Source organism: Psychrobacillus sp. FSL K6-2836, assembly GCF_038003085.1.
Taxonomy (GTDB): domain Bacteria; phylum Bacillota; class Bacilli; order Bacillales_A; family Planococcaceae; genus Psychrobacillus.
Genome location: NZ_JBBOOM010000001.1, coordinates 2,967,078 through 2,983,681, shown reverse-complemented (window position 1 = coordinate 2,983,681; position 16,604 = coordinate 2,967,078). Strand labels below are relative to the sequence as shown.

Annotated in this window: 16 protein-coding genes; 3 read left to right on the top strand and 13 right to left on the bottom strand. The window is 36.1% G+C overall.

Annotated features, from left to right (window positions below; all coding sequences use genetic code 11):
• Nucleotides 1-3: 3 nt before the first annotated feature.
• The 9 genes from kynA to MKY37_RS14230 form a co-directional block, all read right to left on the bottom strand.
• Nucleotides 4-843, bottom strand: coding sequence for a tryptophan 2,3-dioxygenase (gene kynA, locus MKY37_RS14270; protein ID WP_340778135.1), 840 nt, complete (start codon nucleotides 841-843; stop codon nucleotides 4-6).
• Nucleotides 840-2,117 carry a kynureninase gene (gene kynU / locus MKY37_RS14265; RefSeq protein ID WP_340778134.1) on the bottom strand — a complete coding sequence of 426 codons (1,278 nt, stop codon included), beginning with the start codon at nucleotides 2,115-2,117 and terminating at the stop codon, nucleotides 840-842. Before kynU ends, kynA begins: the two co-directional genes overlap by 4 nt.
• A gap of 214 nt (nucleotides 2,118-2,331) precedes the next feature.
• Nucleotides 2,332-3,027: a glucosamine-6-phosphate deaminase gene (locus tag MKY37_RS14260; protein ID WP_340778133.1), complete on the bottom strand. Its 696-nt coding sequence runs from the start codon at nucleotides 3,025-3,027 to the stop codon at nucleotides 2,332-2,334.
• Between the two features lie 147 nt (nucleotides 3,028-3,174).
• Nucleotides 3,175-3,894 (bottom strand): SIS domain-containing protein, encoded by a 720-nt coding sequence (locus MKY37_RS14255; RefSeq protein ID WP_340778131.1) that lies wholly within the window; start codon nucleotides 3,892-3,894, stop codon nucleotides 3,175-3,177.
• A gap of 20 nt (nucleotides 3,895-3,914) precedes the next feature.
• Nucleotides 3,915-5,069, bottom strand: a complete 1,155-nt coding sequence (nagA, locus tag MKY37_RS14250) for an N-acetylglucosamine-6-phosphate deacetylase (protein WP_340778128.1) — start codon at nucleotides 5,067-5,069, stop codon at nucleotides 3,915-3,917.
• Nucleotides 5,070-5,184: 115 nt separating this feature from the next.
• Complete coding sequence (gene nagE / locus MKY37_RS14245; RefSeq protein ID WP_340778126.1) at nucleotides 5,185-6,627, bottom strand: N-acetylglucosamine-specific PTS transporter subunit IIBC; 1,443 nt, start codon at nucleotides 6,625-6,627, stop codon at nucleotides 5,185-5,187.
• 65 nt (nucleotides 6,628-6,692) lie between these two features.
• The gene (locus MKY37_RS14240; protein WP_340779939.1) at nucleotides 6,693-7,514 is read right to left on the bottom strand and encodes a PRD domain-containing protein; all 822 of its coding nucleotides are present in this window, start codon (nucleotides 7,512-7,514) and stop codon (nucleotides 6,693-6,695) included.
• A 32-nt stretch (nucleotides 7,515-7,546) separates the two neighbouring features.
• Nucleotides 7,547-8,035, bottom strand: a complete 489-nt coding sequence (locus MKY37_RS14235; RefSeq protein ID WP_340778125.1) for a PTS sugar transporter subunit IIA — start codon at nucleotides 8,033-8,035, stop codon at nucleotides 7,547-7,549.
• 260 nt (nucleotides 8,036-8,295) lie between these two features.
• Nucleotides 8,296-10,524 carry a PepSY1/2 domain-containing protein gene (locus MKY37_RS14230; RefSeq protein ID WP_340778123.1) on the bottom strand — a complete coding sequence of 743 codons (2,229 nt, stop codon included), beginning with the start codon at nucleotides 10,522-10,524 and terminating at the stop codon, nucleotides 8,296-8,298.
• A 166-nt stretch (nucleotides 10,525-10,690) separates the two neighbouring features.
• Between MKY37_RS14230 and MKY37_RS14225 the strand changes: the two genes are divergently transcribed.
• Complete coding sequence (locus MKY37_RS14225; protein ID WP_340778120.1) at nucleotides 10,691-11,446, top strand: serine/threonine-protein kinase; 756 nt, start codon at nucleotides 10,691-10,693, stop codon at nucleotides 11,444-11,446.
• Between the two features lie 45 nt (nucleotides 11,447-11,491).
• Here the strand turns inward: MKY37_RS14225 and MKY37_RS14220 are convergent, their stop codons facing one another.
• From MKY37_RS14220 to MKY37_RS14205, 4 genes are all read right to left on the bottom strand, one after another.
• Entirely contained in the window at nucleotides 11,492-11,617 is a 126-nt protein-coding gene (locus MKY37_RS14220; protein WP_340778118.1) for a hypothetical protein, read from the bottom strand.
• A gap of 102 nt (nucleotides 11,618-11,719) precedes the next feature.
• Entirely contained in the window at nucleotides 11,720-12,463 is a 744-nt protein-coding gene (locus tag MKY37_RS14215) for an EcsC family protein (protein ID WP_340778116.1), read from the bottom strand.
• Between the two features lie 367 nt (nucleotides 12,464-12,830).
• Nucleotides 12,831-13,130 (bottom strand): DUF1292 domain-containing protein, encoded by a 300-nt coding sequence (locus MKY37_RS14210; RefSeq protein ID WP_340778113.1) that lies wholly within the window; start codon nucleotides 13,128-13,130, stop codon nucleotides 12,831-12,833.
• 76 nt (nucleotides 13,131-13,206) lie between these two features.
• Nucleotides 13,207-13,482, bottom strand: coding sequence for a DUF1292 domain-containing protein (locus MKY37_RS14205; RefSeq protein WP_340779937.1), 276 nt, complete (start codon nucleotides 13,480-13,482; stop codon nucleotides 13,207-13,209).
• 452 nt (nucleotides 13,483-13,934) lie between these two features.
• Here MKY37_RS14205 and MKY37_RS14200 point away from each other — a divergent pair, with 452 nt between their 5' ends.
• On the top strand, nucleotides 13,935-15,431 hold the full coding sequence (locus tag MKY37_RS14200) for a spore germination protein (RefSeq protein WP_340778111.1): 1,497 nt from the start codon (nucleotides 13,935-13,937) through the stop codon (nucleotides 15,429-15,431).
• Entirely contained in the window at nucleotides 15,432-16,595 is a 1,164-nt protein-coding gene (locus MKY37_RS14195; protein ID WP_340778109.1) for a Ger(x)C family spore germination protein, read from the top strand.
• The last annotated feature ends 9 nt before the right edge of the window (nucleotides 16,596-16,604 follow it).

Genomic DNA, 16,604 nt, shown 5'->3' with positions numbered 1-16,604 from the left:
CTCCTATAAATTTGTACGTAATTCCCAAAGCTCTGGAAAGAAACGATGGTCTAATACATGTCGTAAATAATTCACACCAGATGATCCTCCAGTGCCCTGTTTAAATCCTATTATTCTTTCTACTGTTTTCATATGACGGAAGCGCCACTGCTGGAGCCAATCCTCCACATCTACTAGCTTTTCTGCTAGTTGATACAAATTCCAGTGTTGATCGACATTTTGGTAAACTTCCTTCCACGCACTTGCCACCGATTCATCCCCAACATACGTAATAGAATAATCTCGATTCAATAAATCCGGATTTATCGAAAACCCAGCTTTCGCCAAAGCTTGAATCGAAACATCATAAATACTAGGTGCATGAAAAGCAACTTTTAAGTCCTCATACAATTCTTTCTCCTGTTCATAAATCTTGAGTATATGCTTTGTCTTATAGCCAAGTGCGAATTCGATTTGTCGGTATTGAAAGGATTGAAAGCCAGACGCCTTACCAAGCTTATCTCGAAATTCTAAATACTCGGCAGGAGTTAATGTTGAAAGAACATCCCAAGCCTGAATAATTTGTGTTTGAATTTTCGTAACTCGTGCAAGCATTTTAAAGGCTGCTTGCATTTTATTCGCTTGAATTGCTTGAATTGCACTAGTCAATTCATGTAGTATAAGCTTCATCCAAAGTTCACTAACCTGATGGATAATTATGAATAGCATTTCATCATGATGTCCTGATAACCTTTTTTGACTGGATAATAAATTATCTAAATTAAGGTATTCTCCATATGTCATATCCTCACTAAAGTCTGTATGAATTCCGCTCTCTTTCGACACGCTACCTCTCCTTTTCAAGCAATTACATCACGTTTGTTTTCATACTTTTTATAAAGATTTTCCTCCATAATCATCTTTAAAATCTGCACAGTCTTCCACACATCCTCAAACGAGTTATACAATGCAACCGGTGCCAGACGAATGCCATTTGGTGAACGAAAATCGGGAATAACTTGATGTTCTTTTAACGCTTTGCATATACGAGCCGCCTCATCATGTACTAAAAAGATATGACCACCTCGCTTTTCCGATTCACGTGGATTGGCAATTACAAAACTATATTCACCTAACTCCACATCGATTAACATCATCATATAATCAGTCAGCTTTAGCGACTTTTCCCGAATAGCATCGATTCCAACCTCCGCGAACATTTCTAGCGATCCATATAGCGGCGCACTACTTAATATATGCGGAGTCCCAATTTGATAGGCACCCGCATTTGCTGCGGGAATCATTTGAGTCGACAAATCAAACTGCTTCTCCTTATCTGAGCCGAACCACCCTGCAAGTCCAGGCTTTTCCCCAAAATGCTTACGGTTTATATATATACCCCCCGTTGCTCCAGGACCACCATTCACATGCTTGTAGTTGCACCAAAATGCGAAGTCCACATTCCACTTATCCAGCTCATGTGGTACAGAACCAATCGAATGACATAAATCAAAGCCAATCAAAACATTTCGCTCATGCGCCGCCTCAGTGAGTTTCCCAATGTCTAATACCTGACCGCTTCGATATAACACACTAGGCAGTACTATTAAAGCCACATCATCCGTCATCGCGGTTATTATATCTTCTTCCAGTAATGTAAAGCCGTCATGACTTTTCACCAGTTTCATATGTTCTTCCGCATCGAAACCATGCAATGCTAGCTGACTACTAATTGCATATAAATCGGATGGAAAGTTTAGTTCATCCGCTACTATTTTCGTGCGCATTCCATCTGGTCGATAAAAACTAGCAACTAATTGATGTAAGTTTGCCGTTGTAGAGCCTGTTATGATAATTTCATCCTTTAATGCACCCACCAGAGGAGCACTCATCTCACTTAAAGTTTCTGCAAAATAAAACCATGGATGCTCCCCTTGTGTCCATCCGTCTATTCCATAACGCTTCCATGAATCTAGTAGCTTCAATACCGACCTTTCCGCTCGCTTGGATAGTAATCCGAGGGAATTTCCATCCATATAAATGACATCTGGTTTCACATAAAATTCATCTCGATACATCCTCAAAACATCTTGCTCATCTAACTTTTTTGCATAATCTAATGAAGTACTTCGTTCCATAATTTATCCTCTCCTTCATAAACCTCACCCACTCGCAAATAAAACTTCCTTTACCTACTTCTGCAATTATCTGAGAAATCCTGCTTTCTGTTCATTGAATGTGATTATGGGGAGGATCAAAAATATCCCTACATTATCTCTATATGCACAAAAAAACATCCGAAAAGATACTCTTCGGACGCTTTTATATAAGTAAGCTATTTTCTTTTTCTTATTAGATCGTCAAATCGGTTAACACGATAACATTTGGATGATTGCAAAGTCTGGTAACTGGAATATCCTCCGTTACATCTCCTTTTAACAATGCTTCAATGGCAGCTCTTTTTTCTTCTCCAACCGCTATTAAAAGAATGCATTTTGCTCTCATTATAGAAGCAATCCCCATCGTAATGGCTTGCTTGGGAACCTCATCCATCGTATCAAAAAATCTTGCATTTGCAGATCTTGTAGAAACTGTTAATTCGACCACATCTGTTTCACTTTGGAAGGACGTACCTGGTTCATTGAATCCTATATGTCCGTTCACGCCAACTCCTAACAATTGCATATCGACGGTTAGTGATTTCAACAAGTTTTCATATTTTAACGCTTCGGCATGTACATCTTCTGCTACTCCATTTGGAATATATGTATCTTTAAATGGTTTTGCTTCAAAGAGTTGCTGTTGCATAAACGTATAATAACTTTCGGGATGCCCTTGTGGAATTCCCACATACTCGTCTAAATTCACACTCTTACAATGAGAAAAATCCAACGAACTATTTCGTAGTTTTTCATATAGCGGTATCATAGTCCCGCCTGTTGCCAATCCAAATGTACTTGCACCATTCTCTAATTCTGTTGAAAAGATTTCTTGTGCACGACTATATAAAGCATCCTTATCTTCCCATACTTCTAAATTTAATGTCATTATTAAACCCACCTTTTTTCCTAAATTGCAATCATTTGCTAATTACTAACACGCTTCACTTAAATAGATTATTAGTTAATGAAATTATCATTATATTCAATTTGGTCATTTGATGCAAATGGAGAAGCCCCTCTCACAATAATGACTCTAATTAAAATCAATTCGATTCTTATATTTCTCCATCATAGCTTCATTATGAAGATGGCTATCTGATAGATTTGCGCTTTTAAAAACAGGCAATTCTTCAGCGCCCTTACTTATCTCCACGATTACTTGGCTTATGAGTGCATTGAGAAGTGCAGCACCAACAACTGTAGATGCCGGTCCATATTGTAGTCCCTTATTACTTAATAGACCATCACCAACAGGGACATGTGTATTTAAAACAATATCCACAACTTCCTCAAGTCGTTTTCCACTCGCATGACGCCCTTCCTGGTCCCTGTACAATAATGACTGAAGTGAAATGACCAAGATTCCAGCTTCCTTTCCCAAGAAAGCCATATCTATTGGTGCTGGATTACGACCAGATGTAGAAATAACGACTAGAATGTCATTCGGTTCAAAGCTAATTTGATCCTTATTTTGCTCGATGAATGCAGGATTTTTCTCGTTCTGCGAAGAAGTCAATGCTCCTTTATGAAGCATTAAAGGCTCTAACGTAATAGGAGCAACTGGCACTAACCCACCCGCACGGTAATATGCTTCCTGTGCCAAAAGGTGAGAATGTCCACATCCAAACAATTGTATTATTCCACCCTTTTTAATACGATCTGCGATTAATTTAGAAGCATTCTCTATATTCTTAATTTCTTGTTCAGCAACCTGCTCCAGTAGAATGCTTATTTCTTTCCAATAGGACTGCATTTGATCACCTCCATTTTCTTTTAATTTTCAAATACAATATTTCCTCGGCAGATCGTTTTTTGTACATTCAATTCCATATCCAATATAACCAAATCTGCATCAAAGCCCTCTCCAATATATCCTTTATGAGATAAATTCAATTGCTTCGCTGCATTTGTAGAAGACATCGTAACGAGTTCCTTCAATGAACAACCCGTCGACTGTTTCATATTACGAACGGCCTGATCCATTGTCAGTATACTCCCCGCTAATGCGCCACTAGAAAGATGAGCACCTTTTTCTGTAACATGAACAGTTTGTCCACCAAGGTCATACTCCCCGTACTCTAATCCTTTGGCACGCATCGCATCTGTTATTAAAATAATTCCTTCTGCACCTTTCAAACGATATGCAAAATTTACTGCCTTCGTATGACTATGTATATAATCGACGATAATTTCCACTTGCATACGGTCTTCCATTAAAACAGACCCGACTATACCTGGTTCACGATGATGGAACGGACGCATTTGGTTATATAAATGTGTAGCCTGTCTAGCTCCTAGTTGGACTGCTTTTTCTACTTCTTCTGAATCGGCATCTGAATGACCTATTGAAACTACAATATTTTCTTTACTCATTGCTTGTACAAATTCAAAACCACCCGCTATTTCAGGAGCAACTGTAACTTGTTTAATACGATTACCACTTAGCTTCTGCCACTTAAAAAACTGTTCAATAGATGGCTCGGTAATATGCTCGACTGGCTGTGCCCCAGCCCATTTAGTAGATATATATGGACCTTCTACATGAACGCCTAGAACCTCTGCTTCATCTTCATTATTTACAAAGTCTTTTACATTTTGGAGTGCTGCTTCAATAGCATCCACTGCCTGAGTGATTGTCGTCGGCAAATAGCCAGTAGTTCCTTCTTTTACTAATGAACGTGACATTCCTCTAAGGGCTTCTTCCGTTGCATCCATCATGTCAAAACCAGCTGATCCATGAATATGCATATCGATAAACCCTGGCATAACTATCCAGTTCTTTGAAGTGCCGTCTATATAGACATCAGCCTCTACTTGTAGAGCTTGTCCCATTTTTTCAATCTTACCGTTTCGAATAAATATATTTCCCATACTCTCTTGGTCATGATTCACAATAATTACATTCGATATGAGTATACTTTTGTTCATTTGCTACACCCCTCTGTAGTTTACTTATTTACAGTATATATTAATATAAACTATAAATATAAATAAAAGCCGTTTAATGTGGAATCCCATATTAAACGGCTTTTTCTATTATTGACTATTTACGAATCTTCTCAATTTCATCTGCAACAAATTGTACGCTTGTTCCTACAATAACTTGAATACTTTTCGGTCCCACTACATTAATACCTGGAACACCAGTATCTTTAATTTTCTTTTGATCGACCTTATCCATGTCTAATACTTCTACGCGTAAACGGGTTGTACAGTGATCTACAGAAGCAACATTCGCATCTCCACCTAGACCATCATAAATTCTAGCTGCCATATTTGAAAACTTATCATCAGTTGAAACTTCTACAGTATCATCCGTCTCATCTGTATCATCTTCTCTACCAGGAGTTTTTAAGTTAAACTTCACGATTAAGAAACGGAATAAGAAATAATAGATAACTGCAAATACTAATCCTTGAAGCACTAGCATAAGTGGTTGATTTGCTATAGGAATACGAAGACTTAAAAAGTAATCGACAAATCCTGCACTAAACGCAAAACCTGCTGTCCAGTTAAAGGATGCCGCGATGAATAAAGATAAACCTGTTAATGCTGCATGAACAACATAAAGAGCTGGAGCTAAAAACATAAAAGCAAATTCAAGAGGCTCAGTTACACCTGTAAAGAACGCTGCAAAACCAGCTGCAAGCATTAGAGAAGCTGCTTGTTTTTTTCTTTTCGTTTTAGCTGTATGATACATAGCAAGAGCTGCTGCCGGTAAACCGAACATCATAATCGGGAAGAATCCAGCCTGGTACATACCAGTTACTCCCTTAACACCTTCACTTGCCCAGAACTTACCGATATCATTAATACCAATAGTATCAAACCAAAATACTGAGTTTAGTGCATGATGCAACCCTGTAGGTATTAATAGTCTGTTAAAGAATCCATAAAGCCCAGCACCTACTGCTCCTAGATTACTAATTGCTTCACCAAAGTTAACTAACCCACCAAAAACGATTGGCCAAATATAAAATAGTGCTGCAGAAGCAATTAACATTGCAACAGCTGACATGATAGGAACTAAACGTTTTCCACTGAAGAATGCTAAGAAATCAGGTAATTTTACGTGACTGAAGCGATTATACATCACTGCAGCGACAACTCCAGAGAGAATACCTATAAATGCGTTATTAATCTTTCCGAATGCAGGATCAACGTTCTCCACATCGATTCCTTGTAATAATGAAACTGTTCCACTTGAAAGCATCGTTGTGACAACTAGGAAAGCAACTAATCCACTTAATGCAGCTGCTCCATCCTTCGCCTTGGACATCCCTATAGCTACTCCTACTGCAAATAGAATAGGAATATTGTCGAGGATTGAGCCCCCAGCTTTTATCAAAAAGGCAGCCAAGACATTTCCAGATCCCCAACCTTCAGGGTCAATCCAGTATCCAATACCCATTAATATAGCAGCTGCAGGTAATACAGCTACTGGAAGCATTAAAGAACGTCCCAGCCTTTGTAAATATTTCATCATAATCTTTTATCCCCCTTTTTACTGTTCATAAATAAAATATAATAATATAAAATAATGCCGAATTACTAAACTTGCTTTCTTAAACGTTCAATATGCAGTGCAATATAGCCTAACTCTTCTTCGGGAAATTCAATAGCATGTTCATCCTTTAGTTCTTTTGCTATTTGAGTTGCACAACTATAGCCAACCGGGAATTTCTTTTGAATCATTACTAGCATCTCTTCATCCATCATATGAAGCTCAGACTGATTTAACCTTGTTAATGCAAAACGCAAATGGGTTATTAAACGATGATAAGAAATATCATTCTCCTCAATCTCGATGTTCAAGTATCGTTTAATCGATAAAACCATACCTTTTATTAAATTCGTTTGTCTTATTGTCTGATGTAAATCCCCCCCTTGAATTTTCATCGTATGTATGTGAAGCGCTATGTAAGCCGCTTCATCAACAGGCATTTCTACCTGACACGAATTTTTTATATGCTGTATTGCCCAAAGGCCGATTTCAAACTCTGCTCTATAGAGAACGCGAATCTCATGGAGCAGCCTATTATTTAGATTAATGCCATCCTTAGCTCGTTCAATAGCAAAAGAGATATGGTCTGTCAAAGCTATATGAATATGCTCATTTAGTCTTGTATTTAAATACGCTTCCGCGTAGGTAATTATTTCTTCCGAGATAGTAAAATGCTCTTCTGGAATTCGACTTAATAGCTGCACCAGCTTGTCATTTTCTTGCATGACAAAAATCTTTTCAATCTTAGAACTAATGATAATGTCATTTCGTTTCTTTTGAAAAGCTATGCCCGAGCCAATTGCTATTTTCTCGCGTCCATCTTGTAAAACAATCACCGCGTTATTATTAAGTATCTTTGTGATCTTAATGGAAAGTCAGCTCCTTTCACATACTTCCCCTTTCACACTTGCTTCGAAGAAACAGTCATTACTAACGTTTCACCTGCAACACTAGCTGTCGCTTCAGCATATTCTACAGATCTCTCTGCACTATTGGTAATTACTATTGGAGTAATAATGCTTGGAACTTTATCTTTTATAAGATCCCAATCCACTGCCAAAAGTTTTTGCCCGATAGAAACCACGTCGCCTTCGTTTACAAATACAGAAAATCCTTCACCCTTTAATGTAACCGTTTCCAATCCAACATGAATTAGCACCTCAGTATCATCTTTTGTACGAATACCTATAGCATGTTTTGTTTTGGAGATTAACACAACTGTACCATCGATTGGCGAGACTACATCTCCTCCTGTTGGCATAATAGCTACTCCCTCACCCATCATCTTTTGGCTAAATACTGGATCTGGAACCTGTTCTAAGGCAATCACTTGACCATTTAATGGTGAGAATACTTGTACTTTGTTTTTTTTCATAAATTTAGAAAACATTAGTAAAACTCCTTTGTGTAGATGTTTTTTCTAGTTGTAAAATCGTCTTATTAAAATATATTGATTCATGAAACCGATAAGAACATAAAAAGGCATGGGGCAAAGGAAAAGAATAATAATATTCTCTCTCATTTTACCACCATGCCTGAAAATTCAGTAACATGTGACCAATATGTGTATTTATAATCCGATAATATCATCAAAGGTTCAAAAAAGCAACGTAAATTTATATGTTTGAAAAATATTTGAGTGCTTATTTATTAATAAGGGAAAGCTCTTCCTTTTTCTGAAATTTTATGAGCAAGTTGAATTGTTGAAACCGCTAGCTCTGCATAAGTTACTTCTTTTTTAGGATTAAACGCACCTTGATCCGCCTCTAATAATTCTAATGAGTTAGCTAATGCAACATAACCTAATAATTCTTTTTGTACCTTATCTGTATCTGTAAATGAAAGCTTATAAATAGCAGAATTTTTGGCTGCCTGATCAAGTCCTAATGCACGAATATACCAAACCGCTAGCTGTTCTTTACTAATTGCAGTATCTATCGCAAAGCTCTTCGTATCAGGTTTTATCACACCCATTTCAACAGCACGCTCAACGGATTGGTATAAAGGATGGTCAGGATCGATGTTATCGAATGTTTGGTTCCTATTTTCCTGTTCAGGATAATAGTAGCCGCCATACATATACGTAAGGGATTTCATAAGGACTTGGAGAGCTTCTCCCTTGGAAATAGCTGCATCTCCATTAAACTGTTTTGGATCTTTTACATCGAGGATTTTTGCATTTATAAAATAATTTAGCTCCTCCTCCGCCCAAGGATGTGTCACAACAGTTGAATTATTTTCACCATTTAGTGATTGCCACTCTCCTGTTAAAGCATCTAAAGTACTAAAAGATCTCTCATTAAATAAAGGGGAGTAGACAAGGTCATAATGGTTATTTTCTTGTTTTTGATTGGCCTTCATATAATTGAGCCTTAAGCTTAAAGCTTTCGTTAAAATTTCCTTGGCTTGTTTTTCTGATATAGCTTTATCTACTGATGGCCAGTTTTCCACCTCTTGATAATTTACATATAGATTATTTAAAGAGCCATCTTTTGCAACTCCTACGTTTATAGAGTCACCCGAAACAATTACTCCGTTTACAACTCTCGGGAAGTTAAACATATAGCTTCCTTGCATTTCATCCAAATACGCGACCTCCATAGGTTTTGCATAGTTATGAAGGTAGGATGGAACCCATTTTTTAATATGTTCAATTGCTTTTTCTAGAGCCTGTTTTTCTGACAGAGGTTTCGCTTCGCTTGGTTTCTCTCCTAGTTGCTCTAAAATTTCGCTCTTCACATTATAGTACTGGGTAACTTCGCCTGTTTGTTTATTTATTTCTAGATTTGCTCCTGAACCACCATTTGGAAAACTGTACATATATTGAATACTATAAACTTCCTGCCCATTATAATTTTTTGTTTCTCTAATAGACTCAATGTTTGATTTAACATCTTTCAAATCGATTTTCAGTAATTGTTCTGCTATTTTCTTAGCCTCTTCAATAGTTATCCCTCCCTCGTTCTTTGTAGGGAGAGGTTTTGAAGCGAGCATAGATATGGTGGATTTCTTAGGAAAATCTGCTGAGTATCCGTTTAAAGTTAGGTATTTTCCAGATGAAGCATGAACGCCAAGTAAGCTTGGTATCGGCTGATAAACGAGTCGAACGTGGCGTTCACCAGTTTGGTAATCTGTTTCTATTTGATATTGCTTTTCCAAATATAGATTTTCTTTTACCTTTTTTAATATGGCATCTTTCGCTTTTACTTGTTTCGTGTCATCAAAGGTGGAAGCTTTGTTAGCATTCAGATTTCTATAGAAGCCAACTATCTCACCGTTTCCTAAAACAGAAACTTCTATTCGTTGGTCATTGATGGAAACTTTGTTTTTCAAGCGGGTATAGGAAAATGAGTATCGGATAGGTTCCGTTAGTAGTTGAGTTGGGTAATATCCATAAGAATCCGTTTCTAATTGGTATTCCCCTCCCTCTAGATATTTTTTCATAAAATCTCCAGCAATTTTCTGTGCTTCATCTTTGGAAACTTTAGCTGGAAAAAGCGCTTCTGTTACAGTTGCCGGCTGATAAGAAAAATTCTCTATTTGTAAATCCTTACCTACAAACGAAACATTTCCATACAATTGTTTTCCACTAATGGTTTTTGTAAAGAATAGATCGTAACGCATCGTCTCCTCACCAGGATAATAATAACCACCGTTCATTTGAAAATCAGCATTCGTTAAGAAATCAAATTGCTTCGGAAACAATGCACGAAACTTCTTTATCAAATCTTCTTTTGTGAAAACATTCTCTGTTGATGCCGCTTGAATTTGTACAGGTGGTTGTTCATTCAAAGTTGTAGTTGCACTTACGTTCGCTGAAAAAAGTCCAAGTGATAATGCAGAAGCTCCTAGTATGATACCAACGTGTTTAAAATCCATAAAAAAATCTCTCCTTCTTTTGCAGTCTTTGAATTCTATGATTGCAGAAGAGAGAAAATACCAATTATTTGATATTGAATCTATTTCATCCGATTAAGGTAAAATTACTTTATAATGAAGTAAATAGGGGGCGAGTAAATTTTCTTTCTTACGTTCAATTCGAAAAATGTACCAGTTTTTTGTAGATAAACCGGTCGATAACGGGACTATTATAAATAACCTTTATAAGGTATCACATGTTATTGGCTCGGGTAGTTATGGAATTATTTATTATAGTAATGATATACAAACAAATGAAATAAGGGTCCTTAAACAACTGCGAACGAGTAAGCACCGAACGAAAAGCGAAGTAGCTTTATTTGAAAACGAAATTTCGATTATTAGTAGGTTACAGCACGCTCACATGCCACAGTTTTATGAAGCTTTTTCAGTAAATGGCTCTCTTTTTTACTCAATGAATTACATAGAAGGTATAAACATGGAGGACCTGATCTTTTCAACGAATAAAACATTCAATGAACAGGAGGCACTGGCCTTTATATTAGATTTACTTCCTTTAATAGATCACTTACACAAAAGGAATATTTTCCATGGAGATATACGTATTTCGAATATTTTAATGAACAAAGGCAAGCTATTCCTTATAGATTTTGGTTTGTCAAAGATAGAACAAAATGACTTCAAATTCTTAGAGATGAAGCAAGAGGACTATTATGATTTAGGGGACATACTTCTATATTTACTTTACACGACCTTTTCCTCCGAAAGTAAAAAAGCTCTTCCTTGGACAGAAGAACTTTCTTTAGAAAAGGAAACTGTTCATTTACTGAAGAGATTATTACAAATCAATGAAGCATACTCCACCTTAGAGAACATTACAAAAGATGTAGAAGTGGCACTTTTAGCTATCACTAAAAAATAATTTAGCTACTACTGCGTCCTTTACGTTTGTAGTAGCTACTTCCACCTAATGGATTACGTTTATGGCGGCTACTGCTGCTACTTCCTCGTTTATAATAACTTTTGTGACGATCGCTACTGCTTCCTTTTCGATAATGACCATGCCTACGTTCACTACTTCCTCTGGTTGCATCTTTGATTTGTTTCATTATTTTTTTAAACATAAAACCCTCTTTTCCTATTTATATTTACTCTAACATAGCTAGCTAATTAGCTCACTAAATTTACCTTTATGCTATTTTAAAAATTGGCTACTTTCTTGTTCCTCATCTTTGGATAATAAACGTAAACGATATGAATTCATCGCTGTTTCACCAAGTTGATCGAGCAAATTATAATTAGCAACAGCACCTACCATCGCTCCTATTCCCGGTAGTAATTGGAACATTTTCACTAGATCAATATAATCCCGATATTCCTGTTGAAAGTCTCGCCAATCCATCTCACCAATTAAGTCCTTTTGTTGTTCCCAGTTCTCCATAATTTCCAGCGTTTCTTTTCGTTTTTCCTCACTCGAAAAAGCTAGAAGGAATATATGCAAAATATAAAGTCTTTCCTCGTATTCATCCGTATCAAATCCATAAACCGCAGCTGCTTCAAATAGAAACTTCATTTTAATAGATAATAGCAGTGGGAAGTCTGCTAGGCCAAGGAGTATACCTCCCGCTCCCGTTCCTGCCCCTTCTACCACAGCTGTTTTCCTAAACGTAGTGAGCTTTTCCTTTAAAAGTTCATCTTGCTCCTGAAGGCTACGTTTTATTGGTAGTCTTTTTTTCATCTTTATATTCGACCCAACAAGCGTTGCCTTCACCATATTTTTAATGCTTTCCGTCATCACTTTATGTACCTTTTCAGGGATGAGCCCGTTAATCTTAGTTTGTACATTTTTAGACGTACGACCTATTAACCCAGTTCGTTTCGTCATTTTCCTTTTCCAAAGAAAAAGTTCCTCTTCTACTTTCCATCTATATGCATCCATCTTTTTTTACCCCTTATCTATTACTATTATCGTCCATTATATCTTATTACAGCTACATTCGAATGAGCCTTGAGATCGGCTATATCTCCGCCTAAAGATGTAGTAAAAAACCAGGCGAAAAGATGCCCGGTCCTAAAGTTCAAAACCTGTTTCTATCTTTTTCGAAGGACTTTGGACAGACGTTTTGCTATATGATTACCGAGTGAACTTTTAGTGGGGCTGGTTTGTTGTGACGGAAATCAGCCGTTGTATTCATTTTTTTAAATTGCCGCAACCTCCGTGTTCACAGCACATTTTTATATACTTTCTTTTAAAAAAACATGATACCTTTTGTCTATCAGGTACCATGCTCTAATTTTCTAAGTTATTATCTTTTTCTCTGTTTAGTAAAGTTATTTTTCTCTAGCTTGATATATGCTGCTGTTACGCTCTCAAACTCTTCTTCGCTCTCCATCATAACAAAATCATTATCATTCTCTACACGGAAGAAGAAAATACCTATTTCATCTTCTGAATCTTCTTGTATATCTTCTATAAAGCTAACTGCTACGTATTCTGTGTCATCTACACTTAAATAACCTAAAACCTTTAGTTCCTGCTCTTGATCATTTTCATCTAAGACTTTAAACGTACCGCCAACTTCCAGTTTACCTTCATTTTGTAACATTCCATTTACCTCCTACAAAACCTTTTCTACTTGCGAAATAAAAAAAGAGGAAATAATCCTCTCTTATTTAATATTCCTATTCTTCGTCTTCTGCTTCTTCAGCCTCAAGAAAGGCTGCGGATACTTTTTCAAATTCTTCATCCGTTTCAATTTCTGCTAAGTCTTCTCCTTCAACCACTTGGAAAAAGAATACGTCCATATCTTCGTCTGTTTCTTCTTGCGTATCCTCTGCAAATGCAACAGCTGCATACTCTTTATCTTCAATTGTTAATAGCCCGATTACTTCAATTTCTTGCTCACGATCATCTTCATCTAATACTGTTAGGATTTCTCCAACTTCGATGCTACCCATTTTTTCTTCCATTCAAAATTCCTCCTATTATTGTAGCGTTATTCTTTCTAACCATTCACTTACCCGAAACAGCTTGCATTTACACAAAATCTATTTGATTTGTTTACCCATTTAGTATTTCACGTACCTATGGTTTTATTCGTGACTCCATGCATATTCAAATCATCTCACATTCGCTAGCCTTTAGCAAAATCCTATTTCTTTTCGAATTATATGCTAATGACATACGATATAATTCTGCCAGAACAATACCTTCTTTTAGATAGGATCATTCTGTATGACTTTTGTGTTTATTGAAAATTTGAAAAAGTTGTCTCTTATACTTCGGATTCTTCATCTTTTTATTAATTCTCCCAGTATGAACGTTTTCTTTAGCTCTAATATCATTAAACTTGAATGATAACAAGCTAACTTGGAAATAATTAAATAAACATTTAGGAAGAGGAGTTTTGATGAAAACAGCAGATCTTCATCTAAAAGAATTTATTAAATCCTATGAATTTCTACCATCATCACTTGAAGAGAAAACAAAAATATTGAAAAAAATCTATAAAAATTGTGATGATATAGTTTTTCATCCTTTTTTCTCTAAACAATCTGCTTATCTTCTTATTTTTGTAAGTGGATTATGTGACGAAGAAAAGATACATGAACATATTGTTAGACCAATACAACATACAAGCATAGTGTCACCAGAATTACCGTTGATTATATCTCATGTAACAAATATAACAAATACAAAGATTCTGTCTAATACACTTGAAATTATTGACGAGATTGCAGATGGAAATGCCATTCTCTTTAATGATATAGAAAATAAGGCAGTTTCCTATCGTATTACGAGTTATGAAAAAAGATCAATAGAAGAGCCCCAAGCAGAATCTGTTATTATTGGGTCAAGAGAAGGATTTATCGAGTCTGTCAGTACAAACTTGTCTCTTGTTAGAAGAAAAATAAAAACTCCTTCTTTAAAAATGAGTTCTATGGTAATCGGAACATATTCTCATACTTCTATTTATATATCTTATATCGAAGGTATCGCCAGTTTACAAATTGTAGAGGATGTAAAAGAAAAGTTAAAGAAGCTTAATGTTGATGCCGTTCTTTCTAATGCTTCTATTGAAGAAGCATTAGAAGATAATTGGTCTTCTCCATTTCCACAAGTTCAATACAGCGAACGGCCGGAAGTGGTAGCCGCTGCCCTTTTAGAGGGAAGGGTAGCTATTTTTATCGATGGTGTTCCATTTGTTTTAATGGTCCCAGTCACTCTCTTTACCCTTTTGCAAACCCCTGAAGATTACACAGAAAGGTTCATAAACGGAACACTTAGTAGGTGGCTTAGATACTTTTTTCTAATGGTTGCACTACTGGCACCATCAGCTTATATAGCTATTTTGACTTTTCATCAAGAAATGATTCCTACTACACTTTTACTACGCATAGCGCAGAGTAGAGAGGAAATCCCTTTTCCTGCATTTTTAGAAGCTTTAATCATGCAAGTGATATTTGAAGTACTTCGAGAGGCTGGAATACGTTTACCAAAACAAATGGGTTCCACGGTAAGTATAGTAGGCACTTTGGTCATTGGACAAGCAGCGATACAAGCAGGACTAGTTTCAGCGCCGATGGTTATGATTGTTGCTATCACTGGTATTTCTTCATTTTTGTTACCTCAGTATACACTAAGTATTGTACTTAGATGGATTCCGTTTCCGGTAATGTTTCTTTCTGGAATGTTGGGGCTAGTGGGGCTAATGCTAGGAGTTTTAATAATTGCTAGCCATCTTTGTTCACTAAAATCATTCGGTCTTTCTTATTTAGCACCCTTGGCTCCAAATGATTCTTCTTTGTTAAAGGATGTATTAATAAGAGTACCTCTTAAATTTATGAAAAAAAGACCGAGTATCTATTCATCCATTAATCCTAATCGACGAAATGAAGGGAAATAAATGCGCAGAAAACATCTTAATTCTTTAAAAATATATATTACTCTTATATTAACTTCAATTATTCTCTCCGGTTGTTGGGACGTTATGGAAGTCAACGATTTAGCAATAGTAATTGCTACAGGTATTGATCAAATAGAGGATGAACAAATAGAAGTAACTTTTTTATTATATGTACCTAATCCTTCAGGGGCTGCGAGTGGAGAAGTAAGTGGCTCTAGTAAAAACTCATATTCAATTTCAATGACTGGAGATACATTTTCAGATGCTGTTATGAAGCTTGAATCAGAAGTACCTAGAGAAATCTTTTGGGGTCACTCAAATATTTTTATCTTTGGAAGTGAGCTTGCAAAAAAAGAACTTGGTAAGCAGATAGATTTTCTTGTTAGAACAGCGGAACCAAGAGAACAATCTCAAATTTATATTAGCCAAGACAAAGCTAAAATAGAAGTAAATAAGTTTGTAAGTATAAACACCGCCGAATTGTTTAGTAAACTTCCGAAGTCTCGTTATTTAAAATCGATTACATTAAAAGACATAGAGGAAATGCTTGTAAATAATTCTCAAGCTGGCCTCGTTCCTATTAGTGATACTAACAGTATTAAAACTTCAGCAGATACAATTGACTCTTTTGCGGTCAAAGGGTCCGCTATAATCTACCAAGGAAAAATGATTTCAAGTATCTCCGGGGAAAAAGATATTGGCAGTCAATGGCTATTATTTCCGAGGACAAATACTCCCATTAACATTAATCCGGATGGGAAAAATGGTAAAGTGTCTGCAGAAACGATTAAAAAATCTACTAAAGTAACCCCATTATTAGAAGATAAAACATGGAGTATAAAAATTAAAGTAAAGACAGATTTATTGATTCTACAAAATTCCACTTCTCTTGACATATATAATCCTACTGTGATGAATCAATTGAAGAAAGAGTTTTCTAAGAAAATAAAAGCCGATATAGAAGAATTCATAAATCATATACAAAAAGATTTAAAAGCTGATGTCATTCAATTTTATGAAGCATTTCATCGAAGCTATCCTAAAGAAACTGATGATGTAAAAGAAAACTGGGAAGAACAATTTGAAAATATAAAGGTTTCCATCCAAGTGGAAGTAAAAATTAAAAATCCAGGAGTTACAAACCTAAATATCGAGAATAAGTAGAGCAGGTGT

What these genes read in the sequence shown, in the direction of transcription:
- MKY37_RS14195 (WP_340778109.1), top strand. Translation starts at nt 15,432, where the DNA reads ATGCGCAGAAAACATCTTAATTCTTTAAAAATATATATTACTCTTATA.
- nagE (WP_340778126.1), bottom strand. Translation starts at nt 6,627, where the DNA reads ATGATGAAATATTTACAAAGGCTGGGACGTTCTTTAATGCTTCCAGTA.
- MKY37_RS14205 (WP_340779937.1), bottom strand. Translation starts at nt 13,482, where the DNA reads ATGGGTAGCATCGAAGTTGGAGAAATCCTAACAGTATTAGATGAAGAT.
- MKY37_RS14230 (WP_340778123.1), bottom strand. Translation starts at nt 10,524, where the DNA reads ATGGATTTTAAACACGTTGGTATCATACTAGGAGCTTCTGCATTATCA.
- MKY37_RS14220 (WP_340778118.1), bottom strand. Translation starts at nt 11,617, where the DNA reads ATGCAACCAGAGGAAGTAGTGAACGTAGGCATGGTCATTATCGAAAAG.
- nagA (WP_340778128.1), bottom strand. Translation starts at nt 5,069, where the DNA reads ATGAACAAAAGTATACTCATATCGAATGTAATTATTGTGAATCATGAC.
- MKY37_RS14260 (WP_340778133.1), bottom strand. Translation starts at nt 3,027, where the DNA reads ATGACATTAAATTTAGAAGTATGGGAAGATAAGGATGCTTTATATAGT.
- kynU (WP_340778134.1), bottom strand. Translation starts at nt 2,117, where the DNA reads ATGGAACGAAGTACTTCATTAGATTATGCAAAAAAGTTAGATGAGCAA.
- MKY37_RS14215 (WP_340778116.1), bottom strand. Translation starts at nt 12,463, where the DNA reads ATGGATGCATATAGATGGAAAGTAGAAGAGGAACTTTTTCTTTGGAAA.
- MKY37_RS14210 (WP_340778113.1), bottom strand. Translation starts at nt 13,130, where the DNA reads ATGTTACAAAATGAAGGTAAACTGGAAGTTGGCGGTACGTTTAAAGTC.
- MKY37_RS14200 (WP_340778111.1), top strand. Translation starts at nt 13,935, where the DNA reads ATGAAAACAGCAGATCTTCATCTAAAAGAATTTATTAAATCCTATGAA.
- MKY37_RS14235 (WP_340778125.1), bottom strand. Translation starts at nt 8,035, where the DNA reads ATGTTTTCTAAATTTATGAAAAAAAACAAAGTACAAGTATTCTCACCA.
- MKY37_RS14225 (WP_340778120.1), top strand. Translation starts at nt 10,691, where the DNA reads ATGTACCAGTTTTTTGTAGATAAACCGGTCGATAACGGGACTATTATA.
- MKY37_RS14255 (WP_340778131.1), bottom strand. Translation starts at nt 3,894, where the DNA reads ATGCAGTCCTATTGGAAAGAAATAAGCATTCTACTGGAGCAGGTTGCT.